Below are 22,795 nucleotides of genomic sequence, written 5' to 3'. Positions count from 1 at the left end.
ACGCTGACGGATAGCTACCGATAATCAAGACAGCCCCGTGCTGCTGCCTGACCCCCGACCTGGCAGCAGCGCGGGGCTCTCGTATGTCCAGATAGTCTGTAAGGCAGTTGTCGGTATGCGCCGCAGCCCGGTCGATGCAGCGAGGAGTCAACGAGTGAGTGACACAGACGGTTCGCCACCCGAAGCAACAAACGGTGTGGACGGATCTGAAACAGGCTCTGACTCAACGGCAGATTCGCCGAATGCAGCCGGGGGTTCCGAGACTAGCTCCGCGGATGCCGCGGATGCCGCGGATGCCGCCGATGTCGCCGATGTCGCCGCGGAGGAGTCCGCCGATTTCACAGCGGACGAATCGGCCAACGAAATCACGACGGTCATCCCCGCGGTGCCGGCCTATGTTCAGCAGTTCGAGCCGACCGAGCAGTTCACCCCGACACAGCACTTCGAGCCGGTCGTTCGAGATCCTGAGCCCGTTCCCGAAACGCCGACGGCGCCCTCACGACCCTGGGTCAAACCGGCGCTGATCCTTGCCGGAATTTTTGCGATCGGTGTTCTTGCCTACGGGTTGGACGTGTTCACGTCTTCCGGAAATACGCCCCGGGGAACTCAGGTCGCCGGCATCGATATCGGTAACCTCTCGCCGGCCGATGCCGAGATCGTCCTGCGGTCTGAGCTCGGTCCACGACTCGTTGAACCGGTCGCGGTCAGTGCCGACGGTTCCGATTCCCAGATCATCCCGGCGTCGGCTGGAATCGACGTGGACTGGTCGGCGACGTTGGCGGGAGTGAATGCGCAACCACTCAATCCGATCACTCGGATCACGTCGTTCTTCACCTCGCGTGAGGTGCCGGTTGTTTCGACCGTCGACGAGGCGGCGTTGAATGCGTCGATGACTGTTGTTGCAGCTAACAGTGACCGGGCTCCGGTCGAAGGTGCGATTGTCATCTCCGACGGTCAGGCATCAGGCGTGTCGCCCGTGGTGGGCCGTGCACTCGATCTTCCGGGCGCGGCATCGACGTTCACGAAGGAATGGTCCGACGGCAGTATCGTCGTCTTGCCGGTCGATGACATTCCGGTGACGGTGACGCAGGCCGGCGTTGACAGCGCCCTCAAAGATGTTGCTCAGCCGGCAGTCTCCGGCGAGATCGTCGTCAATGGGCGCGACGGCAAGGAAGCGAGTATCGGCGTCGAGCAGATCGGCGAGATCCTGTCGTTCACTCCCGACGGTTCGGGAGGATTGACGCCGCAGTACAACACGGACGCGGCGATCAAGATCCTGGCGCCGCAGCTGGTGTCGACGGAAGTTCAGCCCAAGGATGCATCGATCACTCTCGCGGGCGGGAAGCCGACCGTTGTCCCCGGAGTTGTCGGTGACCTGATCAACTGGCCCGAAACCGTCAAGGACCTTCCGGTTCTCCTGAGCAGCACAGCTTCTCGGGCAACTCCGGCGGTGTACGGTGCGGTTCCGCCGGCTCTCACCACCGAGGCTGCAGAGGGTCTCGGTATCAAGGAAGTGATCAGTGAATACACCACTGGAGGCTTCGAATACGCGTCCGGTGTGAACATCGCTCTGGCGGCATCGGTCATCAACGGCGCGATAGTCAAGCCGGGAGACACGTTCTCGTTCAACGAGTTCACGGGTCCGCGCGGAGCAGCACAGGGATATGTGGAATCGGGCATCATCAACAACGGTCGCCCGGACAAGGCAGTCGGCGGCGGTATCAGCCAGCTGGCGACGACGCTCTACAACGCCACCTATTTTGCCGGGATGGACGATATCGCCCATACCGAGCACAGCTACTACATCTCGCGGTACCCGGCGGCGCGTGAGGCGACGATCTTCGACGGAGCCATCGATCTGCAGTTCCGCAATCCTTCGAAGACCGGTGTGATGATCGAAACCATCACGACGTCTTCGCAAGTGACGGTTCGGATCTGGGGAACCAAAACCGTCGACGTGGAGTCGATTACCGGTCCGCGTACGTCACCCACTTCACCGAACACCGTGGTGTTGCCCAAGGGGCCGGGGTGTGTGCCGTCCAGTGGCGCGCCCGGCTTCACGACGAGCGATACCCGTGTGATCACCGATCACGCCACCGGCGCAGAGATTTCCCGAAACACTCGCACCGTCAAATACGATCCGGTTCCGATCGTGAAGTGCGAGTAGGAAACTGCTACTTGCCCACTAGCGGTCCGAGCGTGCGGCCCGCGAGGTCCACGATGCCCGGCTCGTCGCCATTGGTGATGAGGTTGATGACGACGCCGTCGATGCCGTGGTCGAGGATGCGCGTCTGAACCTGCTCGGCAACGTCGTCGGGGCTGCCGACGAAGTGGCGTTCGGTGGCCTTCGCGACTACGTCCGCCGGCGCGGTCGTGATGTCGAGTCCGCGCTCGGCCATGAATGCGGCCTGCTGCGCGCGGGCCTTGTCGCCGTCCTCGTCGATCATCATGAAGGTCAGGAAGCTGGTTTCGAGGGTGGCGCGGTCGCGTCCCACCTCGTCGCATCGGGCCGCGAGGGCTTCCATCTTGCGAGGCAGTTCCGACGGATCACAAATGATGTTGAGGTGGTCAGCGAACCGCGCAGCCAAACCGAAGGTCTTCTTCTCACCGCCGCCGCCGAGCATGATCGGGAGGTCGTCGCGCACTCGTGGCTCGTTGATGGCGTCTTTGACGTGGTACCACTTGCCGTCGAAAGTGGGGCGTTGTCCGCGGAGCATCGGTTGAATGATCTGGAGAGCTTCGTCGAGTTTCTGGAAGCGTTCGGTGAAGGTGCCGAATTCGTAGCCGAAGGAGTTGTGCTCGAGTTCGAACCAGCCCGCGCCGATGCCGAGAATGGCGCGCCCGCCGCTCACCACGTCGAGAGTGGTGACGGTTTTTGCGAGCATCGGCGGGTTTCGGTAGGTATTGCCCGTGACCAGCGCGGACAGCTGAATCGTGTCGGTAGCCGTGGCCAATGCGGAGAGGGCCGAGTAGGCCTCGAGCATCGGGGCGTCGGGGGCACCGATTCCGGGGAGTTGGTAGAAGTGATCCATGACGAAGGCGGTGTCGAAACCTGCGGCTTCGGCTTCGCGGGCCTGCGCTATGACGGTGGGAAACAGGTCCTTGACCGATCCGCCGTAGCTGAAATTGGGCATCTGGTATCCGAGGCGTGTGCTCACCGGTTCGACGGTACTCGCGATCCCGTGACCTGGCACGACTTTACCAACTCTATGGATTCTGTTGTCCCGCCCGAACTTCGAGGTGAGCTCAGAGGACTTCCTCGGCCTCGTCGCGTCGTTTGCTGCGCTGCTGGCGATGCTTGACGGCCGCGATCGCCATACCAGCGCCGACGAGGCCACCGGCTAGTGCGCCGAGCCAGGTGGACGATTCCTGGAAGGTATCGAACTTCAGTTGCACCATAATTCCCACTACGGCGAGAAGATAAAGGGCCATGCTGAGCACGACTCGCGGGCGCTTGTAGTTGGACAGCAAGTATGCGTCGACGTCGCGACCGATTGCGTAGACGATCGTGAGCACCGAGCCGAATAGTGCAGTGATCAACAGTGCCAGTGAAATCCAGGCTCCGGTCTGGCCGGCAACCCAGGGGAGAATCGCTGAGCTCACAAAAACAGCCCAGAAGACACCTTGCAGCCCCACTGCGGACGCTTCGTTCCACACGTCGCGTTGGTGTTCGTCCTGGTAGAAGTCGTCATCCAAATCTCCGACGAATCGCATTGCCTTCATCATGGTGCTCACGCTGACTCCTCGACATGTTCCGGTAGCGGAAAGAGTGTTTCGACAGTTGTGCCCAGTGCTGAGGCCAGGCGTAGTGCCAGGTAGACGCTGGGTGCGTAGTCGCCACGTTCGACGGAGACGATGCTCTGCCGACTCACCTGCCCGGCCGTGGCTAGCTGCGCCTGTGTGAGTCCGACAAGGCGTCGGTGCTCACGAACTCGGTTGTCTCCGGCTTTCCCAGGCATGGGAAAAGTAAAGTTTACTTGTCATTTTTTGTCAAGGCGGCCTGATCGTGAAGGATTTCGCTCGCTGAGCGGACAAAATCCTTCACAATCGGAACCCTTAAACCTCGATCGGCGGGTGCAACCGGTCCATCGTCCACTGTCGATTACGCCGAGCGGCAAGGGAACTGACTGCCAGGGACGCAACCAGCAGTCCGCTGAGTACCGCTATTGACACCCAGAGTCTCGAGTCGATGCCGCCGACGGTGAGTTGCCGCAATCCGTTGACGGCGTAGGTCATCGGGTCGAATGGGTGGATTATCTGGAACGGTTTTGCGGTTGTTTCCACGGGATAGATGCCGCCCGCCGAAACCAGTTGCAGCATCAGGAATGCCAGGGTGACGACGCGTCCGACGGACACCCCGAAGATCGCGTTGAATGCTTGGATCAAGGCCATATAGGTGGCAGTGATCAAGATCAGGAAGCCGACGGTACCCGCCGTGTGGGTGGGGTGCAGGCCCACCCCGAAGTGCACGACCAAGTACATGACGAGCACCTGGCAGATGCCGATCAACAGTGCCGGCCAGTACGACGAGAGGACAACGCGCAGCGCGCCCAACCCGTTGGCGATGGGCCGGTTCTGCAGCGGTTTGAGGAGCATCCAGGTGATGATGCCGCCGACGAAGAGTGCGAGAGGTAGGAAGAACGGGGCAAACCCCGTACCGAATGTGCTGGCTCGGTTTTCGTAGGTTTCCTGCAATTCGACGGGGCTGGAGAGTGTTTGGGCTGTGGCGGTTCGCTGCTGATCGGTCCAATTGGGGATCTGTCCGGCGCCTTCGGTCAGCTTGCTTGCCAGTTCGGCGGAACCGGCCTGCAATTGTTGGGTGCCGCCTGCGAGTGTGGCTGCGCCGGCAGAGAGTTCGATGCTGCCGTCGGTGAGTTGAACCAGGCCGCTGCTGAGAGTTTGAGCTCCGGCATTGACCTCTCGGCCACCGTCGCGGAGTTGGACGAGCCCGTTGCGTAGTTCTCCGCCGCCGCCCACTGCGGCGTTCAAACCGGCGCGGAAGGTGCTCGACGGATCGCCGAGTTGGTAGGCGAGTTGTTGTGCGCCACCTTTGAGTTCGGCCAGTTGACCCATCGTGGCTTCGCCGAACCCTTGGTTGCGGAGGATGTCTTGCGCGGGAGCCAGGGCATTGGCGATCTGTTGGGAAAGGGGATCGGGGTTCATTCGTAGGGTGGCCACCGCTTGGTTGACCAGCTGGGTCGCCTGAGCTTGTGTGTTGCCCAGAACGCTGAGCTGATCGACAACTTGGGTGACACCACCACTGAGTTGTGTTGCACCGTCGCCCAGTTGGCCGGCACCGAGATTGAGCTGGCCCAATCCATCTGTCAGGGCGAGGATTCCGCCGGTGGCAGTGTCAATCCCTGCTGAGAGTTGAGCAGTGCCACCGGCCAGGGTGGCGGCGCCGTCTCTGGCGGTAACCATGTTGTCGGCCAAAGTCTTCGAGCCACTGGCAAGTTGGCCTGCCCCGTCATTGGCCGTCGTCATTCCGGTCGAGAGTTGCTGGGCTCCGTCGGCGGCCTGTTTCAACCCGGCACCGGCGTCGGTGAGTCCGAGAAGCACCGTTTCGACTGACTGGGCGCCGATCGTGGCGCCTACCTGATTGAGGATCTGCTGGGCAGCATTTTGGCCGATGATGGTGCCGAGATAGTTGTTCACGTCGTTGAATGCGAACTGCAACTGGGCTTTATGCGGATTGGCGGAAGTGGGAGACGCTACGGCTTCGCTGAAGTTCTCGGGCAGGGTCAGAGAGAAGTAGAAGGTGCCGTCCGAAACGCCTTGTGCTGCTTCCGTAGGGGAGACGAGGTGTAGGTCGAGTTCGCCGGAGTCCAGGAGCGCCTGGCTTACCTGGTCGCCGGCGTTGAGTTTCTGCCCTTGGACCATGGCGCCGCGGTCGATGTTTACCAAGGCGACCGGGACCTTGTTGACCTCACCGAACGGATTCCAGAACGCCCACAAGTACATTGCGCCGTAGAGAAGCGGCATCAGGATGATGGTGACGAGTGCGATTCGGGGCATGGCTCCCCGGGAGAACCGCTTGAGTTCGGTTCCGAGTGACATTCCTGCGAGCATCGCGGTTACCTCGCCCCTTCTTGTTCGGGATTGGTGACATCGTCGAGCAGCGTGACGGATTCGGCGGGTGATCCGTCGGGAAGGGGGTTCACGGTTGAGCAGACGATGGTCTGGTGTTGCCCTAGATCGGCGAGGCGTTCCAGCAGATAGGCGCGCTCGGAATCGCGCCGGACCTGTTCGAGGTCATCGATGACGAGTACCGCCGGCTTCTTGGTGTTCGCGACGGCGATGCGCAGCAGGGTGGCTTCGAGTTCGCCGAGGTCGCTGACGTACTGGCCGAGTCGAGGCAAGGGGTGATCACCGAACACCGGAGCGCACACTGCGGAGAGTTCCGGCTTGCCGGCGCGGCCCATCAGCTTGTACCAGGGTGCGTCCCAACGGATCTGCTCGGTGATGAGGTCGCGAACGGTGACGGATTCCGCCAGTTCGTCGATGCCCTCGAAACCGGCGATGGAGCAGATCTTGAAGATGTCACGAGGGCGGGTGCGTCCGAATACGTTGAGCGAACCGGAACTTGGCTTCAACCTGCCGCTGAGTGCAAGGAGCAGTGAGGTGCGTCCGGATCCGCTCGAGCCTTCGACGACAGTGACTCCGCCCGCTCCGATATCGAGATTGATCGGACCGAACACCGGGCCCCAGGGGCCGTCCAGCGTCAAGTCTCGTGCCACTAATGCCAAGCCGGGAGCGGTCACAGCGTTCACCTCGTCTGTCGGATTCGGCAACTTCGGTTCAGCCAACCACAATCAGCGGGACACGCGCCGATCGTGAAGGATTTCACTCGCTCAGCGAGCGAAATCCTTCACGATCAGGACGCAGAACAGGTCCGGCCGCTAAGGGGAACCCTCAGCGGCCGGACCTGTTCTGCAGAAACTCAGAACGCAGCTTCGTCGATCTCCATGATGTCGTTGTCCGTGTTCGCGATGATCTCGCGTGACGCGGTGAGCTCAGGCAGGACGTTCTTGGCGAAGAAGGACGCGATGGCGACCTTGCCCTCGTAGAACGCCTTGTCCTTGTCGGATGCTCCGTTGTCGAGAGCTGCGAGCGCAACCTCCGACTGGCGAAGCAGCTGCCAACCGATGATCAGGTCGCCCACGGACATCAGGAAGCGCACGGAGCCGAGGCCGACCTTGTACAGCTCGGACGGCTGTTCCTGGGCACCCATGAGGAACCCGGTGAGCGTGGCAGCCATGGCCTGGACATCTTCGAGGGCGGTGGCGAGCAGTGCGCGCTCCGCCTTGAGACGGCCGTTGCCGGCTTCGCTGTCGATGAAGGTCTTGACCTGTCCGGCAACGTGAGCGAGTGCGACGCCGCGGTCACGGGCGATCTTGCGGAAGAAGAAGTCCTGCGCCTGGATGGCGGTGGTGCCTTCGTACAGCGAGTCGATCTTGGAGTCGCGGATGTACTGCTCGATCGGGTAGTCCTGCAGGAAGCCGGAGCCGCCGAGGGTCTGCAGGCTGTCCGTCAGGTACTGGTACGCACGCTCGGAGCCGACGCCCTTGACGATGGGGAGCAACAGGTCGTTGACGCGGAACGCGGTGTCCTTGTCAGCGCCCGAAACGTGCTGGGCGACAACCTCGTCCTGGTGCGCTGCGGTGTAGAGGTATACAGCGCGCAGACCTTCGGCGTATGCCTTCTGCATTGCGAGGCTGCGACGCACGTCGGGGTGGTGCGTGATGGTGACGCGCGGTGCGGCCTTGTTGCTCATCTGGGTGAGATCGGCACCCTGGACGCGCTGCTTGGCGTAGTCGAGAGCATTGAGGTAACCGGTGGAGAGTGTGGAGATCGCCTTGGTGCCCACCATCATTCGAGCGTGCTCGATGACGTCGAACATCTGCGCGATGCCGTTGTGGACGTCGCCGACCAGCCAGCCCTGTGCGGGGATTCCGTGGCCACCGAAGGTGAGCTCACAGGTGGTGGACGCTTTGAGGCCCATCTTGTGCTCGACGTTGGTGACGAAGACGCCGTTGCGCTCGCCGAGTGTGTCGGTCTCGAAGTCGAAATGCGTCTTCGGGACGAAGAACAGGCTCAGGCCCTTGGTGCCCGGTCCGGCGCCTTCGGGGCGAGCGAGAACAAGGTGGAAGATGTTCTCGAACAGGTCGTCCGAGGTTGCGGAGGTGATGAAGCGCTTCACACCCTCGATGTGCCAGGAGCCGTCGTCCTGCGCGATGGCCTTGGTGCGGCCGGCGCCGACGTCGGAGCCGGCGTCGGGCTCGGTGAGGACCATGGTGGCGCCCCATCCGCGTTCGACAGCGGTGGCTGCCCACTTCTTCTGCTCTTCGGTGCCGTTGTTGAACATCACGTCAGCGAAGGAGGGGCCTGCCTGGTACATGAAGGCTGCAGGCTGTGCGCCGAGCATCATTTCTCCGATGGCCCAGACGACCGTGCGAGGGACGGGTACGCCGCCGATCTCTTCACTCAGCCCCATGCGGAACCATTCGGCGTCCCACATGGCTTTGAAGGACTTCTTGAACGACTCGGGCAGAGTCGCCTCGTGGGTCTCGGGGTCGAAGACAGGCGGGTTGCGGTCGGCGTCGGCAAATGCCTCGCCAAGGGGTCCCTCGGCCAGACGTGCGACCTCGGCCAGCATGTTGCGGACGGTGTCGGCATCCAGATCGCTCCAAGCGCCTTCGCCCAGTAGCTTTTCAAGTCCGAGTACCTCGAAGAGGTTGAACTCGAGGTCTCGAACGTTGCTCTTGTAATGGCCCATGTCTTCTGCTTCTCCCAGTGAGGTGGTGCGGTCCAGCACTCCTAGTACCGCCCGAAGTTTATTACTCGTCGGTAACTTAATACATGTTACTAGTCGTTCTTTCAACTGCCAACATCTAATTTTCGGCCGATGACAAGAGCGTCGATCGCGATTCCCGTTTCGGTGTGTCGGTGAGGATTTCCGGCGATCTCGAACTTCAGTCTCGGGCCGAATTCTTCCATCAAATCCTCTGGGGTATAAAGGATTTCGGTATTTTGTGGTCCGCCGACGCCGTAGTCGACGTTGCTTCGGTCGTGACCCAAAATCATGAGGATTCCATCAGGTTTCAGGGAATTTATGGCACGGTTCACAACCGAAATGAGCTCCGGGGCGGGGAGATGGAGGTAGAGAACGAGCGCGAGGTCGTATCCGGAGCCGTACTCGACGGTTCTGACATCACCGCATCGGTAGTCGAGTCGCTCCACTACCGAGCGTGGTGATCGGGCCGCGATCGCCCGTGCCTTCTCGATCGCAACGGGTGAGAAGTCGATGCCTGTCACCGCCCAGCCGCGCGTTGCCAGCCACAACGCATTGCGGCCCTCGCCGCATGCCAGGTCCAGAGCCTGGCCGTAGGGGAGGGCTGTCGCGTATTCCACCAGAAGTTCGTTGGGAGGAACGCCCCGGGCGAGTTCCGTTTGTTCGTATTTCTTGTCCCAGGCGGCGGCGTCCATGACTGAGAACGCTAGTGCCATTGCGTTCTCGGGCGCTCCGTCCGGCGGCTTCATTCGCACTCCGGCTCACGAGAGCCGGAGGTGTGGGGATTGATGGTGGAGTGCTTGGGAAATCGGTAAATCGTGCAAAACGCGCAACTAGTGGCTCTATTGTGATCAAGCGCATAGGAAATTTATTCGCAAACTCGGCCTGTCGACTTCCGGTGTCGGGCGTTTTCGTGTTCCTGCAGTTCCAGCTCATATTGCGGGAGTGAGACTGCATCTGGACGAATGACCTAACTGGAGCGTAATGTGAGCCAGCCTCATGTTGTTGTCGTGATCGAACGGTGACCTGAGAGGCGAGGGCCTGCGTCCGCTACGTAACGTGTGATGTCGGATACGAGTCATCACCAGAAACAACGAGGAGATCGATCAATGGGAAAGCCGATTGCCAGTGTGGCCGGAGGTCGGCAGTCCGTCCTCCTCGGGCTCGGCGTTCACCGCCCCGAGCGGGTTGTGACCAACGACGAGATCTGCGAGACGATCGATTCCACCGACGAGTGGATTCAGACTCGTACCGGCATCAAGTCGCGCCGTTTCGCCGGTGAAGGTGAAAGCGTCGTCGCGATGTCTCTCAATGCAGCACGTGGTGCATTGGCTGCCAGCGGTATCTCGCCCGAACAGGTCGGCGTTGTCATTATCGCCACCTCGACATACGAGCTGCAGACGCCGCAGGCCGCATCCGTAATTGCCCACGAACTCGGTATGAAAGGCCCGGCTGCCTTCGACCTGGCTGCTGGTTGTGCCGGATTCAGTACCGCTCTCGGCGTGGCAAGCGATCTGATCCGTGGCGGAACCGCCGATTACGCACTTGTTGTCGGCGTTGACCGCATGAGTGACACCACCGAGCCTACGGACCGCAGCGTGCGCTTCATCTTCGGTGACGGCGCCGGCGCAGTCATCGTCGGTGTGAGCGATACCGTCGGTGTTGGTCCCGTCGAGTGGGGTTCGGACGGAAGTCAGTCCGACGCCATCAAGCAGGAGCCGAGTTGGCTTGATTTCGTCGCCAATCCCGTCGGCGCTCGCCCGTGGATCAAAATGGCCGGAACATCCGTATTCCGTTGGGCTGCCTTCGAAATGGGCAAGGTTGCCACTCGCACCCTCGAAAAGTCCGGTTTGTCGATCGAAGACATCGACGCTTTTGTACCGCATCAGGCCAACCAGCGCATCAACGATGTCATCGCCCGCAGCATGAAGCTGCCCGAGGGCTTCCCGATCTCCGACGACATCGTCGAGACGGGTAACACGTCCGCTGCTTCGGTCCCGCTGGCGATGGAGCAGATGCTCCGTGACGGCCAGGCCAAGCCGGGTGACAAGGCTCTGCTGTTGGGCTTCGGTGCCGGTCTGTCCTATGCCGGTCAGGTAGTCATCCTGCCGCCGCTGGGAACAGCTGCCGCAGTCTGATCTTTCCCGATACGAGGGCCCGCGAACTTTTCACGTTCGTGGGCCCTCGCTCGTTACCGGTCGACCTAGTGCGGTTGTGACGAGAGCAATGGAACCATCAGTTCGTCCGACGTGAGTGCGCCGTGCTGGCCGGGTAGGCCGGACAGGCCCGATTCCACTGTTCGGCGAACCACCGCGATGTCGTCGGTGGCGATGGCGATCACATCGCCGATTCGCCCTTGGTAGGCGGAATGCACTGAGGGTCCGAACAATCCGGCCACTATGCCCTCGGCTCTGGTGCCGATCCACATCCGGTCGCCGAGTTCGGCGCGCCACCGCTCGGCCACGTCGGGTGCTGCGCCGTCGCGGGTGTGGATGTGCCGGCACCGCGGTTCGCCGGCGAGAGCCACGACGTCCTCGGACAGAATCGCCGAGTCGTCGTAGTCGATCTTGTTGGCATCGGCGATCTCGACCATCCCGTGGTCGGCGGTCACGATCAGCGTCACATCCGGTCCGAGTGCGGTGGCCAGTTGTTCAACAAGACGATCGACCAGCGCGAGTTGATGAAGCCACGGCTCGGATTCGGGTCCGTACACATGCCCGAGGGCGTCGATCTCACTGACGTAGCAGTAAGTGAACGTGCGCTCGGCGGATTTCGACGCTGCAACCGTGTGGGCGAGGAGATCACCGTACGCCTGGATGCCGGCAAAATTAGCTCCGCGCATACCGGCGCGGGTGAGTCCGCTGCCGTCGAACTTGGACGGGACAACCGTGGTGGCCGTGATACCGGCAGCCTGCGCCCGATCGAAAGTGGTGGGCTGAGGTTGGAGGATCTCGGGAACTATCGAATCGGCGTACGAATCCTTCTTGCCGCTGGGGTGCCAGCCGAGCCAGTTGAACACCGAATCGGCTTCTTCGACGTATGACTGGTAGCCGGTGATTCCGTGCGCGCCCGACGGTAGGCCTGTTCCCAAGGACACGATGCTGGTGGCTGTTGTGGTGGGAAAGCCGGCGCGAATGGGGGAGCCGACCAGTGAGTTCAGATACGGAGCATGCTCCACGTTGCGTGTGAGCAAGTTTGCCCCCATGCCATCTACCAGCAGAATCACTGTTCGTTTGCTGGGTGGCAGGTTCAGTCGATTGGCTTCGCCGTTTACCCCCAGTGACGCGAGAACTGACGGCGCAAGGGTCGACAGAGTTGGCTGCGAGTACACATCGAGGAGAGGTGCGGGGACGGGCATTCCATGAGATTAGGCGTTGGAAGGCCAAAACTGCACACCTTCTGGGCGAGCGTTCAGCTGATGGGAGCCGACGGACGGCACTTGAGCAGCAGTTCAGGTGCCTTCCGTCGGCGAATATTCATTCCATGATTGTCGATATCTGGAAGGTCGCGCCCAAGGGATCTGCGACGGATGCGAGGCGGCCGAACGGGGTGTCCTCCGGAGCCCGCAGGACGCTGCCACCGAACTCGACGATCTTGGCGACGGTGGCATCGGTGTCATCTGCCCCGAAATACACCTGCCAGAACGACGGCACCTCGGCGGGCAGGAATGAACTGGCGTCCATGATCCCGGCAACGGCGGTCTCGCCCAGCTTGGCCTGCGAATAGCGGAACTCGTCGGTGTCGCCCATCGCCTGGAACTCCCAGCCGAACACGTCCGAGTAGAACGGCAATACGGCGCCGTAGTTCTTGGACATGGTCTCGTGCCACACCGGTACATCGGCTTCGCCGACCAGTCCGAATCCCTGATGCTGGTCTGCCTGCCAGATGCCGATGACAGCGCCGGCGGGATCTCCGACGATTGCCATGCTGCCCTGCGGGCCGACCTGCATCGACGGCATCATGATCATGCCGCCGGCCGCTTCGGCTTTGGCTGCGGATGCAGCCGCGTCGGGGGAGGAGAGGTACGTGGTCCAGACGTTGCCGTAGGGATTTCCTTCTTGCTGCGGACCGAGGCCGGCGATGGGCTGACCGTCCTTACTGAAGATGGAGTATCCGCCGTACTGCGGATCGTCATTAGTGTCGGCCTGCCAGCCGAACACGTTGGCGTAGAAGTTCTTGGCGACGGCGGTGTCGGAACTGGTGAGGTCGATCCAACAGGGTGCTCCGTCGAGCGGGGTGCGTGCGGGCATCTGAAAACTCTCCTCCTGCAGATGTAACTGGTCGGTGCCTGGGGAACTGATGGCACGGCTCCAACCTACGCGTGACCGCCGACACATTCTCGGTTGTCAGGGACGCCGCAGAAGGCGGGCACGGAGATCGGAATCGCTCGCACAGTCGATGGCAGTCCAGGCCATTCCCAAAGCGCCGTCCAGGACGGCCTTGTCTCCGGTTTCGGATCGGCAGTACGGAGTGAACTCCGCTTGGTGATTGCCGGCGCCGTTGCATTCGATCCCGATGATGGGGTGGATCGTCGGGATGCGATGCGAGACGTTGCCCATGTCCGTGGAACCCGCGGCCGGGCCACCGTACTCGAAGAACGTACGACCGAGCGCTTCGACGTTCTCCTGGTACAGAACGCTCAATTGCGCGTCCCAACGTGATTCTGCGTAAGCGGGCGACGGCGACGTCATCGCGATATCGCAGCCAGTAGCAATCGCACCGGCGGTAAAGCACTGTTCCACTTTGGGTTTGGCAGCGATAACACCGTCGAGGGTTTCGGCTCGAACCGCGTATTCTCCGTGCGAACTGCCGGGAATGACATTTGGCGCGATTCCGGCGTTACTGACGTAGCCGTGCACCTGAACGTCCTTCGGAAGATGTTGCCGCAGTAGACCGATGCCCACCTGCGCGACGGTGAAGGCGTCGGCGGCATTGACGGCTCCCACAGCGAAGGACGCGTGCGAGGACACGCCCGTGTACTGGACGTCGAGGTGCGAGATGGCAAGCATGTTGGGTGATCGCAGATCGCCGGCACCGGGATGAACCATCATGGCGCAGTGCAGTGAATCGAAGATGCCCTCGTCGAGCATCACTACCTTGCCGCCGCCACCTTCTTCCGCCGGAGTGCCGAAGACAGCCACGGTGATGCCCAATTCGTCGGCCAACGGTGCGAGGAGGAGGCCCGCCGTCACCGCTGCCGACGCAATGATGTTGTGGCCGCACGCATGTCCGATGTCGGGTAACGCGTCGTACTCGGCAAACAGTCCGATCACCAGTTCGCCGGTGCCGTAGGTAGCGCTGAGTGCGGTCGGCAGTCCGGCGACACCGCGTTCGACGCTGAAGCCGGCACCTTCGAGCATGTCAGCGACGGCGGCCGACGCATTGTGCTCGGCAAACGCGAGTTCGGGGTCTTCGTGGATCTGGTGGCTCAGTGCGAGGGCGGCGTCGGAAATGGTGTCGAGATGCTTGGCAGCGCGTTCCTTCGTGGTCATTCTTCGAGGGTGCGTTCTCAATGGGATCGGCGACGCACAATGCAGCATTCATGCCGTAATTTACTGATCTATGCAGGAATCGACACACCTGGACGAGATCGATCTGCGAATCGTCCATGCCATGCAGGTCCAACCGCGTGCCTCGTGGGCGTTGATCGGTAGCGTCGTCGGGGTTGATCCGGTTACGGCCGCGCGTCGATGGAAAGCGTTGACCGACTCCGGCGCAGCGTGGATTGCTGCGTATCCGGCCGCCGACGCAGCGTCAGTGCTGGCTTTCCTCGATATCCGGTGTGAACCTCGGAAGAGGGCGAACATCGTCGCGCATCTGTCGGCGCAGCCTCACGTGATGAGTCTGAACGTTCATTCCGGAGGCTCCTCCGTAGTGGCCGAGGCACTGTTTGCCGGCCTCGACGCGTTGGCTCGGTACGTGCTCGACGAAATCCATCTGCTCGATGGGGTTATCGACATCGGGGTGCATCCTGTCACCAGGGTGTTCACCGAGGGAAGTCGTTGGCGGCTGGGAACTCTCGAACCGGCAGGTGTTCGGACGTTGCGTGAATCCGGGGTGGTCCCACCCCCGTTGGGTCGCCGGAATCCGCTGGATTCGAATACTGCTGCCGTGATCGATGTCCTCGGCCGGGTGCCGCGCATCTCGTTCACAGAATTGGCATACGAACTCGGAATCAGTGTCACAGCCGCACGTCGACGGCTCGGTAAGGCACTCTCGCATCACACCCTGTTGCGTTGCGAACTCGCAAGATTCGCAACCGGAAGGCCGATTCGGGTGCTGTTCTTCGCACAATGTCCGGTGCGGGACGTCGACAATGCAGCACGAATCTTGCGGGTACTACCGGAGATTCGCCTTGTGGCCACAGTGGCCGGCCCGGAAAACCTGTTTTTCTCGGGTTGGTTCCGATCGCTGTCCGATATTGCGGTGCTCGAATCGGAAGTGTCCGCGCGGGCGCCGACGATGCGCGTCGTCGATCGACGCATTGTCTTGGATACGCCGAAACTGATGGGGCACTTGCTTGATCGGGACGGGCGTTCGGTAGCTGTGATTCCGGTGCGCGTCAGTTCTTGATCAGATCCGTGTGCGAAAGCCAGGCCAGCGCATGACGGTTGAACTCGTCCGGCACCTCGAGCTGAGGGGTGTGCCCGGTATCGCCGAGAATGATCGTGGTCCAATGCGGATGGGATGCGGCGGCGCAGTGTGCTGCTGCAACGGATACCAGGCGGTCACGCTCTCCGTGTATCAGGAGAGTGGGAACTGTGATGTTGCGCAGCGCTTTTCGGTATTCGCGAGGGCGCGCCAGGGTGGTGAGCAAAGACCGTGCGGCTTGCAGGAACTCCGAATCCTGACCGGGAAAGTTACGCCGGATCGTCGACAGTGCGGCGCCGGCGGCCAGGACCTCGGTATCGGCTCGGGTGGGATCGGAGAAGCAGAGGTTTGTCATCTGTTCGGACAGTTCCTGATCCGTCATCGCGCGTCGGCCTAGTCTTAGTGCTTGTTCGCCGAGGTATGGCAGCGAGTAGACGAGGAACTGTGCTGCCACTACCGGATCCGGGATTCGAATCGGTAGCGGCAGTGCGGGGTCGACCAGCACCAGTCCGGCGACCGAATCGGGTCGCGCGTGCGTGGCGAGCGCCGACACCATCCCACCCATCGAATTACCGAACAGGATCACCGGTCTTCCCACAACCGTGTCGATAAACGCGTTCAGCAGCGCGGTATTGGCGGGAATGCCCGTGTGGCGGCCGTTGGCCTGAGTAAGTCCGAAACCTGCCAGATCCAGGGCGTAGACGCGTGTGTGCTGCGCGAGCAGTGGGGCTACCTGCACCCAATTCAGATGCGAACCACCGAGTCCGTGGACCAACACGATCGGTGTGGCATCTGCGGGTCCGCCGAAATCGACCCAGTGAACGTCTCCGTCGAGATCAGCGATATTGCTGGTTCCACCCCAGGGCGCGCTGAGTGAGCTACCGACTGATTCGAGAAGGGTACGAGGAGATTCCATCCCTCAAGGATGCACGGAATCGCACTGATCGGTGAGCATGATGTGCCCTCGATCACGTGGCGGGTTCGGAATTAGGGGACAAAAAGGGTCAGTTGAACTGCGGCAGAGAATGTTTCGCAGTTGTCCGGATTCTCCGGTTGAAAGGTCGACGCGTGCCGAAATAGTTGAGAGTTCAGGCATACTGGAGACCATGTGGTGGATGGTCGGACTAATCATTCTGGCTGCCCTGGGCCTGTCGTCCGCATTGGTGGCTTTTGTTTTCCGCCGATCAACGGCGGAGGACAGGACTTTGTTAGGTGAACGCAGCGATGGAACGGACCTGAACCGGCAATAGGCCCAGGTCCGCACACACGCATTCCCACCGAGCCCCTCTCAGCCCCAGCGTGACTGTCCGCCGTCGAGTGGAATGGTGGCACCGGTCAGGTAGCCGGCATCGGGTCCGACCAGAAATGCCACCGCGACGCCGATATCCGTTTCGCAATCGCCGACGCGGCGCAGGGGAATACCTGCCACGAACTCTGCAGCTTCTTCCGGGCGGGCATCTGCCCATCGCTGCAGTGCGGGCGAGGATGCGTGTGGCGCGACAGCGTTGACTCGGATGCCGTCGACGCCCCATTCGCAGGCTGCGGCGCGAGTGAGTGCTCGGACGCTCTCTTTGACGGCTGCGTAGCCGCCGTAGCCGCTGGCGTCCCACCGGACAGCTACGGAGCTGACCATGTTGATGATCGAGCCGCCTCCGCGAGCCTTCATCGACGGATAGCACGCCTGCATCGTGCGCAGCGTTGCCACCGGGCCGGATTCGAGGCCCTCGGACAAACGTTCAGGAGTCAAGTCCAGAATGTTCCCGAGAGGGTTGAGGCTGGCGTTATTGACCAGAATGTCAATTCCGCCGAACAGTTCGATGGTTCGTGCCACCGCTGCGGTAATGGACTCGCCGTCGCTGATATCGGCGAGTACGGCCTCGGCGCGGCCTCCACGATCAGCGATTTCTTTGCAGGTGTCGACGAGTTTCGACTCAGTGCGTCCGACGACGGCAATGGACGCACCTTCCTTGGCCAGGGCAAATGCGACACCCTGTCCGACCCCTTGGCCGGCGCCTGTGACGAGCGCCACCTTCTTGTCCAATTTGCCCATTGCTGTTCTCCTGCTCGTCATTTAATGGTTGCCAAATGGTTGTCCGCTACGTGAAGTATCTGTTTCAGCGTCCTGTTGGGCGGGATGTGATTTCCATCCCACTCAGTGGAACCATTTTTAAAAATGGGTGTCTTACAGATAATGTGAGCGCCGTTACATACCCGGCGCGAGGCACGCGCACACATTCCATGATGAGGAGATAGACATGGTTGGCAGCATTGACGCACCCACGATGAAGTTGCTCGGCGACCTGGCGAAGTTCGCTTCGCCCATCGCAGGCCTTATCGGCGGCATTGGCGCCATTATCGGAATCGCGGGACTGGTTAACGCCGGTACGGGCTCTGCATAACTGGTTCTGGCTTCTGACTCGCTTTCGCGTTCAGTAGTTCTTCCGGCCCGCGTTCTCGCATTCACTTGCTGAGGATGCGGGCCGGAGGTCTATCAAGACCGCGAATATCTGTGTCTGGCAGAAACATTCACTTCGATCTGCTGTCCGTAGGTCGGGGAACTTCCAGGCTGTCGTCGTGCGACTGCGGCCCGTAGTTGACTCTCGGGGTGAAATCGAGCGCCGCGCCATTGCCTCGGTAATGGTGGAACGAATAGAGAGCTCGATCCGGCCGTATCAAGGTGTCGGGTTCGGTGGTCTTCCAGAGCCAGTGGACATCGGCCCGCGAGGCCTCACGCAGCTTGATTATGTTTTTGCAACCATTCGTCTGAAGTCCAATGCATTTCAGCCTCTGAAGCTCCCGTGGCCGTCCGCTCGGTGTCCAACGCGATTCGTAGGCCAATGCGTCGAGGAGGACACGATGGCACTCCTGTTCCGCTGCTCGGTGCAGTAGGTCGTCCCAGTCCAATCCCGGTGCGCACTGCAGGTATTCGTCGGCGTCGATGAAAGCTGTCCACGTGACGGTGTCGCGGAATTTGGTGATGTAGTCGACGTAGGCCTCGACTTGGCCGTGCACGATGCGGCCCTCGCGGTCGCGCGGTTGCCACTCGAAGATGGTGACCGGTAAGTCCCTTAGTTCGTCGCGCAAGGCTTCTTGAACTTCGCGGTCGGTCAGCGTCTCCGTAAATTTGCCATAGGAATTGCCGCGCTTGTCCTCGTTGCGGCCATGCCAACGATTGAGACTGAAGGCGCTGGTTCGCCGAGTTGATCCGACCGACCCGGTGTTGTCATAGAGCGCAATTTCCCAGCCCTGTTTGATGTGGTGCAAGCACCAGTCGCGGATGAAGGGGAGATGTTCCCGGGGGAGTAGTACGGCGACTACTGTGCGTTTTCCTGCCGGAGTGGTGATCGGATCCGCGGTCATTCGAACACGATAGTGCCGGCGGCCACGTGAACCATTGACACATTGGCACTTTTGTCTCATAGTCGAGCCATGACTGCATCCGTGTCACATTCACCAGTGTTTGTCCCTTCGTCCGGGGAGTCGTGGCGCTCGCCCTGGGCCATGTACGACGCGTTGCGCGAGCACGATCCCGTACATCGTGTGGTTCCGGAGGAGGCGCCGGGCGACGACTACTGGGTCCTGACGCGCCATGAAGACGTGTACAACGCTGCCCGTGACTACGAGACTTTCTCGTCAGCCAAGGGGCTGACCACCGTCTACGGTGAGTTGGAACAAATCGGGATGCAGGACAATCCGCCGTTCGTGATGCAGGATCCGCCGGCGCAGTCGGAGTTCCGTCGCATGGTGTCCAAGGGGTTCACTCCGCGTCAGGTATCCGCGGTCGAGCCGATGGTCCGGGAGTTTGTCGTCGAGCGTCTCGAGGCATTGAAAGCGCGCGGTAGTGGTGACATCGTCGTAGAACTGTTCAAGCCGCTGCCTTCGATGGTTGTTGCGCATTATCTGGGTGTGCCGGAGTCGGATCGTGATCAGTTCGACGGCTGGACCGACGCGATTGTGTCCGCGAGCTCGGCGGGTGGTGTGGCCGCGGCTGCGACGACAGCGCAGGAGGCTACCGGCCAGCTGATGATGTATTTCGCTTCGCTGATCGAGCGTCGCAAGGTGGAGCCGGGCGACGATACGATCTCCCACCTTCTGGCTGCTGGTCTCGGCGAAGAGGGCGACATGACTGGGCTGTTGTCGATTCTCGGTTTTGCGTTCACCATGGTCGCCGGCGGAAACGACACCACGACAGGGATGTTGGGCGGTTCGGCGGCGATGCTGACCGAAAACCCGGACCAGCGTCAAATCCTCATCGATGATCCGGAATTGATCACCGACGCGGTCGACGAACTCCTGCGCCTCACGTCTCCGGTGCAAGGTTTGGCGCGCACCACGACGCGAGATGTGGAATTGGGCGGCAAGGTTATTCCCGCGGGACGCAAAGTGCGGCTGATGTACGGCGCCGCCAATCGTGATCCTGAAAAGTACGGTCCGGATGCCAACGAGTTGGATGTATTGCGCCATCCCCAGAAGATCCTGACGTTCAGTCACGGTGCCCATCACTGTCTGGGAGCGTCGGCTGCGCGTATGCAGGCGCGAGTTGCCTTGGAGGAGTTGCTGGCTCGTATTCCCGATTTTCACGTCGACGCCGATGCCATGGCGTGGGCGCCCGGAAATTACGTGCGCCGGCCGCTGAGCGCTCCGATGACGGTGAGCCGACCGTGAGTGGCGACTGGCTCGGTGACGGCCGTGCGTTGGCGGCGGCCGAGAAGATTCTCGACAGTGCGGCGCAGCTGTTTGTGGAGAAGGGTGTCAATGCTGTCGGGATGTCGGAAATAGCTTCTGCTGCAGGATGTTCCCGCGCCACCCTGTATCGGTATTTCGAGAACCGGCAAGCACTGCACATTGCGTTTGTCCACCGTGAAGCGCGCACGCTGGGTGCGGCCATCGCGGAATCTGTTGCGGCGATCAGTGATCCACGAGAACGGCTCGAAACTGCAATTCTGTCATCGATATCCACAGTGCGAAGTACTCCGACGCTCGCAGCGTGGTTTACTCCCGGGGACGCGAGTCTCGCTGGTGAGCTGGCTAATTCATCCGACGTCATCAACGGGTTGGGTACGGCGATGCTCGGAGAGGTCGACGGTGCCAGTGTCTCGCGGGCAAAGTGGATCGTCCGGGTGATCCTGTCGCTTCTCATGGTGCCCGGCGCCGACGAGAAGGACGAGCGCGCGTTGGTGCGGGAGTTCGTTACCGCAGTGTTGGCGCGTGACCCGGCTGGTTCGTCCTGACAGTTCGGGGATGGAGCAGCGCGGGCAGGACGATCGAGTCGATGAGATGCTCGACAAAACTGCGATCGACAGGCTGGGCCATGATCGAGATTCGGTGAAAGATGATGGCAGGTATGGCGGTTCCGACGAGTTCGAAGTCGGAGCCGCCGTCGATATCCCCGCGTCGCAGTGCTGCGTCGATCACCGCGTGGAACGCGGCACCGCGCGGAGCAGCCACTGCATCGAGGACTGCGACGCGTAAGGAGTCGTCGTGATTCATTGCGGTGAGAAGTCCGCTGACCACGCGGTCGCGTCGTGAATCGGGATCGAGCCAGGCTGCGGCCATGAGAATCAAGTCGTTTCGAAGATCTCCGGTGTCCGGAGCCTCGTCGACCTCGTGCAGTTGTGTGATAGCTGCAGTCACCAATTCGGCTTTGCCAGGCCATCTTCGGTACACCGTAGTTTTGGCTGCGCCGCATTTAGCGGCGACTGCATCGATGGTCAGGCGGTCGTAGCCAACCTCGGCCAGCAGGTCTTGCGTTGCGATCAACAGATCACGCTCACGAGTGATGCTGCGAGGGCGACCAGCCTTCGGTGTCGGCGTTGTCATGGTCTCCCTCGCAGCATCAGTAGTCTCAGATCTTTTCTCTATCTTGTCATTGCCACCTATCCGACGTGTACGGGCGCATCTTTGGCTGTGTGGGGTTTCGCGTTGATCGTGGTCATCGTGACTGCGGCGCCCACTATCAACAGTCCGGCCGCGACAACAAACGCGGAGGTGAATCCGTCGGTCATCGCTGCAGAAGCTTGCGTCAGCAGCGATTGATCGCCGGTGCCCAGCGCTTCGAAGTAGGCACTGTCGGCGTCCGGCAATGTGGAGTTTGCCGAGTTGGTCGCCACGGTTGACAGAATCGCCAATCCCATTGCGCCACCGATCTGTTGAGCGGTGCTGAGCAACGCTGACGCGATTCCGGCGTCGGAGTTGCTGACGCCGGAGACAGCGCCGAGTGTCATCGGCAGGAAGCTGATACCCAGACCGGCGGCGGTGACGAACATGGCCGGCATCAGGTGGGTGAGGTACGACGAATCAGGTTCGAGGAAAGCGAACCAGGTCATGCCTGCAGCGGCGACGATCATGCCGGGCCCGGCCAACATGCGAGGTGCGACGCGACCGGCGAGTGCTGAACCCAAACCTGTTGCGAGACCCATGCCGAGGCTGAACGGCAGGTAGGCGAGACCCGTCTGGATCGGTGAGAAGCCTAATACCTGCTGCATGAACAGTGAGAGGAAGTAGAACATCGCGAACATTGCCGCGCCGATGATCAACATCGATGCGTACGAACCGGATCGGTTGCGGTCGGCAAGAATTCGCAACGGCATCATCGGGTGATCCGATCGACGCTGCACTGCGATGAAGGCGATCAGAAGGGCCACGGCTAGTCCGAACCACATCAGTGTGGACGGGGTTGTCCAACCGTGTTCGCCGCCGCGGGTGATGCCGTAGACCAAGGACACCAGTCCGAGTGTTCCGGTGATTGCTCCGGGGATGTCGAGGCGTCCGCGGGCGCGTTCACCGGCGGGGAGAATCTTGGTGCCGATCAGCAGGGCGATGCCGATGGGGATGTTGACGAAGAAAATCCAGCGCCAGTCGAGGTAGTCGGTGAGGACGCCGCCCAGGAGGAGGCCGATCGTCGATCCGATACCCGACATTGCGGCGTAGACACCCATCGCTTTGTTGCGTGGTCCGCCCTCGGGGAAGGTGGTTGCAATCAGTGAGAGTGCAGTGGGTGCGGCGATGGCCGCGCCGACGCCTTGCAGGATGCGAGCTGCGATCAGCAGTTCAGCGTTGGGGGCCAGGCCGCCGAGCAGTGACGCGAGGGTAAAGATGGCGATGCCTACCCGGAACATCCGTCGTCGGCCGAAGAGGTCGCCGGAACGTCCGCCGAGGAGGAGTAATCCACCGAAGGCCAGTACGTAGGAATTGACGATCCAGGCCAGGCCGGAAGCAGATATGCCCAGGTCAGCTTGGATGCTGGGGAGTGCGATATTGGTGATCGTGCTGTCGAGGATCACCATCAGTTGGGCTGTCGCGATGACGACCAGGGCAAGTCCCAGCTTGGGTGGTGCCCCGGTTCCCTTCTGTACTTGGGCTGAACTGCGTGTCTCGGTCATGAGTCTGCCTTTGGCGTCGGGTGGGTGTCTC

Annotated in this window: 21 protein-coding genes; 6 read left to right on the top strand and 15 right to left on the bottom strand. The window is 61.3% G+C overall.

Features of this window, described 5'->3' with window-relative positions:
- The first annotated feature begins 154 nt into the window (after positions 1 to 154).
- Positions 155 to 2,167, top strand: coding sequence for a VanW family protein (locus BDB13_RS00220; RefSeq protein ID WP_254922647.1), 2,013 nt, complete (start codon positions 155 to 157; stop codon positions 2,165 to 2,167).
- Positions 2,168 to 2,174: 7 nt separating this feature from the next.
- On the opposite strand, the gene BDB13_RS00215 is transcribed toward BDB13_RS00220, so the two are convergent.
- From BDB13_RS00215 to BDB13_RS00185, 7 genes are all read right to left on the bottom strand, one after another.
- The gene (locus tag BDB13_RS00215; protein WP_176459487.1) at positions 2,175 to 3,158 is read right to left on the bottom strand and encodes an LLM class F420-dependent oxidoreductase; all 984 of its coding nucleotides are present in this window, start codon (positions 3,156 to 3,158) and stop codon (positions 2,175 to 2,177) included.
- An 88-nt stretch (positions 3,159 to 3,246) separates the two neighbouring features.
- Entirely contained in the window at positions 3,247 to 3,726 is a 480-nt protein-coding gene (locus tag BDB13_RS00210) for a hypothetical protein (protein WP_206041308.1), read from the bottom strand.
- Between the two features lie 5 nt (positions 3,727 to 3,731).
- On the bottom strand, positions 3,732 to 3,959 hold the full coding sequence (locus BDB13_RS00205; protein WP_094269875.1) for a helix-turn-helix transcriptional regulator: 228 nt from the start codon (positions 3,957 to 3,959) through the stop codon (positions 3,732 to 3,734).
- 97 nt (positions 3,960 to 4,056) lie between these two features.
- Entirely contained in the window at positions 4,057 to 6,069 is a 2,013-nt protein-coding gene (locus BDB13_RS00200) for a YhgE/Pip domain-containing protein (protein ID WP_094269874.1), read from the bottom strand.
- Positions 6,070 to 6,074: 5 nt separating this feature from the next.
- Positions 6,075 to 6,761, bottom strand: coding sequence for an ATP-binding cassette domain-containing protein (locus BDB13_RS00195; RefSeq protein ID WP_254922646.1), 687 nt, complete (start codon positions 6,759 to 6,761; stop codon positions 6,075 to 6,077).
- A 179-nt stretch (positions 6,762 to 6,940) separates the two neighbouring features.
- Complete coding sequence (locus BDB13_RS00190; RefSeq protein WP_094274555.1) at positions 6,941 to 8,776, bottom strand: acyl-CoA dehydrogenase; 1,836 nt, start codon at positions 8,774 to 8,776, stop codon at positions 6,941 to 6,943.
- 101 nt (positions 8,777 to 8,877) lie between these two features.
- Entirely contained in the window at positions 8,878 to 9,486 is a 609-nt protein-coding gene (locus BDB13_RS00185) for a class I SAM-dependent methyltransferase (protein WP_094274554.1), read from the bottom strand.
- Between the two features lie 414 nt (positions 9,487 to 9,900).
- Here BDB13_RS00185 and BDB13_RS00180 point away from each other — a divergent pair, with 414 nt between their 5' ends.
- A complete protein-coding gene (locus BDB13_RS00180; RefSeq protein ID WP_094269873.1) occupies positions 9,901 to 10,929 on the top strand; it encodes a beta-ketoacyl-ACP synthase III in 1,029 nt (342 codons plus the stop codon).
- A 65-nt stretch (positions 10,930 to 10,994) separates the two neighbouring features.
- Here BDB13_RS00180 and BDB13_RS00175 read toward each other — a convergent pair whose 3' ends face one another.
- The 3 genes from BDB13_RS00175 to BDB13_RS00165 form a co-directional block, all read right to left on the bottom strand.
- On the bottom strand, positions 10,995 to 12,149 hold the full coding sequence (locus tag BDB13_RS00175; protein WP_094269872.1) for an alkaline phosphatase family protein: 1,155 nt from the start codon (positions 12,147 to 12,149) through the stop codon (positions 10,995 to 10,997).
- Positions 12,150 to 12,267: 118 nt separating this feature from the next.
- Positions 12,268 to 13,041, bottom strand: a complete 774-nt coding sequence (locus BDB13_RS00170; RefSeq protein WP_094269871.1) for a VOC family protein — start codon at positions 13,039 to 13,041, stop codon at positions 12,268 to 12,270.
- 96 nt (positions 13,042 to 13,137) lie between these two features.
- On the bottom strand, positions 13,138 to 14,283 hold the full coding sequence (locus tag BDB13_RS00165) for a M20 family metallopeptidase (RefSeq protein ID WP_094269870.1): 1,146 nt from the start codon (positions 14,281 to 14,283) through the stop codon (positions 13,138 to 13,140).
- Positions 14,284 to 14,353: 70 nt separating this feature from the next.
- Between BDB13_RS00165 and BDB13_RS00160 the strand changes: the two genes are divergently transcribed.
- Positions 14,354 to 15,364: an Lrp/AsnC family transcriptional regulator gene (locus BDB13_RS00160; RefSeq protein ID WP_094269869.1), complete on the top strand. Its 1,011-nt coding sequence runs from the start codon at positions 14,354 to 14,356 to the stop codon at positions 15,362 to 15,364.
- Here BDB13_RS00160 and BDB13_RS00155 read toward each other — a convergent pair.
- On the bottom strand, positions 15,354 to 16,298 hold the full coding sequence (locus BDB13_RS00155; RefSeq protein WP_094269868.1) for an alpha/beta fold hydrolase: 945 nt from the start codon (positions 16,296 to 16,298) through the stop codon (positions 15,354 to 15,356). The genes BDB13_RS00160 and BDB13_RS00155 overlap by 11 nt on opposite strands.
- Before the next feature lie 372 nt (positions 16,299 to 16,670).
- Complete coding sequence (locus tag BDB13_RS00145; RefSeq protein WP_094269866.1) at positions 16,671 to 17,432, bottom strand: SDR family NAD(P)-dependent oxidoreductase; 762 nt, start codon at positions 17,430 to 17,432, stop codon at positions 16,671 to 16,673.
- Between the two features lie 205 nt (positions 17,433 to 17,637).
- On the opposite strand from BDB13_RS00145, the gene BDB13_RS32010 reads away from it, so the two are divergent.
- On the top strand, positions 17,638 to 17,781 hold the full coding sequence (locus BDB13_RS32010; protein WP_169632996.1) for a hypothetical protein: 144 nt from the start codon (positions 17,638 to 17,640) through the stop codon (positions 17,779 to 17,781).
- A gap of 127 nt (positions 17,782 to 17,908) precedes the next feature.
- Here the strand turns inward: BDB13_RS32010 and BDB13_RS00140 are convergent, their stop codons facing one another.
- On the bottom strand, positions 17,909 to 18,742 hold the full coding sequence (locus BDB13_RS00140; RefSeq protein WP_094269865.1) for a glycosyltransferase family 92 protein: 834 nt from the start codon (positions 18,740 to 18,742) through the stop codon (positions 17,909 to 17,911).
- Between the two features lie 69 nt (positions 18,743 to 18,811).
- Here BDB13_RS00140 and BDB13_RS00135 point away from each other — a divergent pair, with 69 nt between their 5' ends.
- Together BDB13_RS00135 and BDB13_RS00130 are read left to right on the top strand one after the other, a co-directional pair.
- The gene (locus BDB13_RS00135; RefSeq protein ID WP_094269864.1) at positions 18,812 to 20,047 is read left to right on the top strand and encodes a cytochrome P450; all 1,236 of its coding nucleotides are present in this window, start codon (positions 18,812 to 18,814) and stop codon (positions 20,045 to 20,047) included.
- Positions 20,044 to 20,613, top strand: coding sequence for a TetR/AcrR family transcriptional regulator (locus tag BDB13_RS00130; RefSeq protein WP_094269863.1), 570 nt, complete (start codon positions 20,044 to 20,046; stop codon positions 20,611 to 20,613). Before BDB13_RS00135 ends, BDB13_RS00130 begins: the two co-directional genes overlap by 4 nt.
- On the opposite strand, the gene BDB13_RS00125 is transcribed toward BDB13_RS00130, so the two are convergent.
- The gene (locus BDB13_RS00125) at positions 20,573 to 21,202 is read right to left on the bottom strand and encodes a TetR/AcrR family transcriptional regulator (protein WP_094269862.1); all 630 of its coding nucleotides are present in this window, start codon (positions 21,200 to 21,202) and stop codon (positions 20,573 to 20,575) included. The two genes, BDB13_RS00130 and BDB13_RS00125, sit on opposite strands and share 41 nt — an antisense overlap.
- Before the next feature lie 56 nt (positions 21,203 to 21,258).
- Complete coding sequence (locus BDB13_RS00120; protein WP_094269861.1) at positions 21,259 to 22,764, bottom strand: MFS transporter; 1,506 nt, start codon at positions 22,762 to 22,764, stop codon at positions 21,259 to 21,261.
- Positions 22,765 to 22,795: the final 31 nt, after the last annotated feature.

The organism is Rhodococcus sp. OK302 (assembly GCF_002245895.1).
Taxonomy (GTDB): Bacteria; Actinomycetota; Actinomycetes; order Mycobacteriales; family Mycobacteriaceae; genus Rhodococcus_F.
This window is presented reverse-complemented; position numbering and strand designations above follow the sequence as displayed.

Bases quoted from the DNA above. Each gene is read 5' to 3' on its own strand.
- BDB13_RS00210 (WP_206041308.1), bottom strand. From the start codon at position 3,726: ATGATGAAGGCAATGCGATTCGTCGGAGATTTGGATGACGACTTCTAC.
- BDB13_RS00120 (WP_094269861.1), bottom strand. From the start codon at position 22,764: ATGACCGAGACACGCAGTTCAGCCCAAGTACAGAAGGGAACCGGGGCA.
- BDB13_RS00155 (WP_094269868.1), bottom strand. From the start codon at position 16,298: ATGGAATCTCCTCGTACCCTTCTCGAATCAGTCGGTAGCTCACTCAGC.
- BDB13_RS00170 (WP_094269871.1), bottom strand. From the start codon at position 13,041: ATGCCCGCACGCACCCCGCTCGACGGAGCACCCTGTTGGATCGACCTC.
- BDB13_RS00145 (WP_094269866.1), bottom strand. From the start codon at position 17,432: ATGGGCAAATTGGACAAGAAGGTGGCGCTCGTCACAGGCGCCGGCCAA.
- BDB13_RS00190 (WP_094274555.1), bottom strand. From the start codon at position 8,776: ATGGGCCATTACAAGAGCAACGTTCGAGACCTCGAGTTCAACCTCTTC.
- BDB13_RS00180 (WP_094269873.1), top strand. From the start codon at position 9,901: ATGGGAAAGCCGATTGCCAGTGTGGCCGGAGGTCGGCAGTCCGTCCTC.
- BDB13_RS00175 (WP_094269872.1), bottom strand. From the start codon at position 12,149: ATGCCCGTCCCCGCACCTCTCCTCGATGTGTACTCGCAGCCAACTCTG.
- BDB13_RS00160 (WP_094269869.1), top strand. From the start codon at position 14,354: ATGCAGGAATCGACACACCTGGACGAGATCGATCTGCGAATCGTCCAT.
- BDB13_RS00135 (WP_094269864.1), top strand. From the start codon at position 18,812: ATGACTGCATCCGTGTCACATTCACCAGTGTTTGTCCCTTCGTCCGGG.
- BDB13_RS00125 (WP_094269862.1), bottom strand. From the start codon at position 21,202: ATGACAACGCCGACACCGAAGGCTGGTCGCCCTCGCAGCATCACTCGT.
- BDB13_RS00200 (WP_094269874.1), bottom strand. From the start codon at position 6,069: ATGCTCGCAGGAATGTCACTCGGAACCGAACTCAAGCGGTTCTCCCGG.
- BDB13_RS00165 (WP_094269870.1), bottom strand. From the start codon at position 14,283: ATGACCACGAAGGAACGCGCTGCCAAGCATCTCGACACCATTTCCGAC.
- BDB13_RS00185 (WP_094274554.1), bottom strand. From the start codon at position 9,486: ATGGACGCCGCCGCCTGGGACAAGAAATACGAACAAACGGAACTCGCC.
- BDB13_RS00205 (WP_094269875.1), bottom strand. From the start codon at position 3,959: ATGCCTGGGAAAGCCGGAGACAACCGAGTTCGTGAGCACCGACGCCTT.
- BDB13_RS00140 (WP_094269865.1), bottom strand. From the start codon at position 18,742: ATGACCGCGGATCCGATCACCACTCCGGCAGGAAAACGCACAGTAGTC.
- BDB13_RS32010 (WP_169632996.1), top strand. From the start codon at position 17,638: ATGGTTGGCAGCATTGACGCACCCACGATGAAGTTGCTCGGCGACCTG.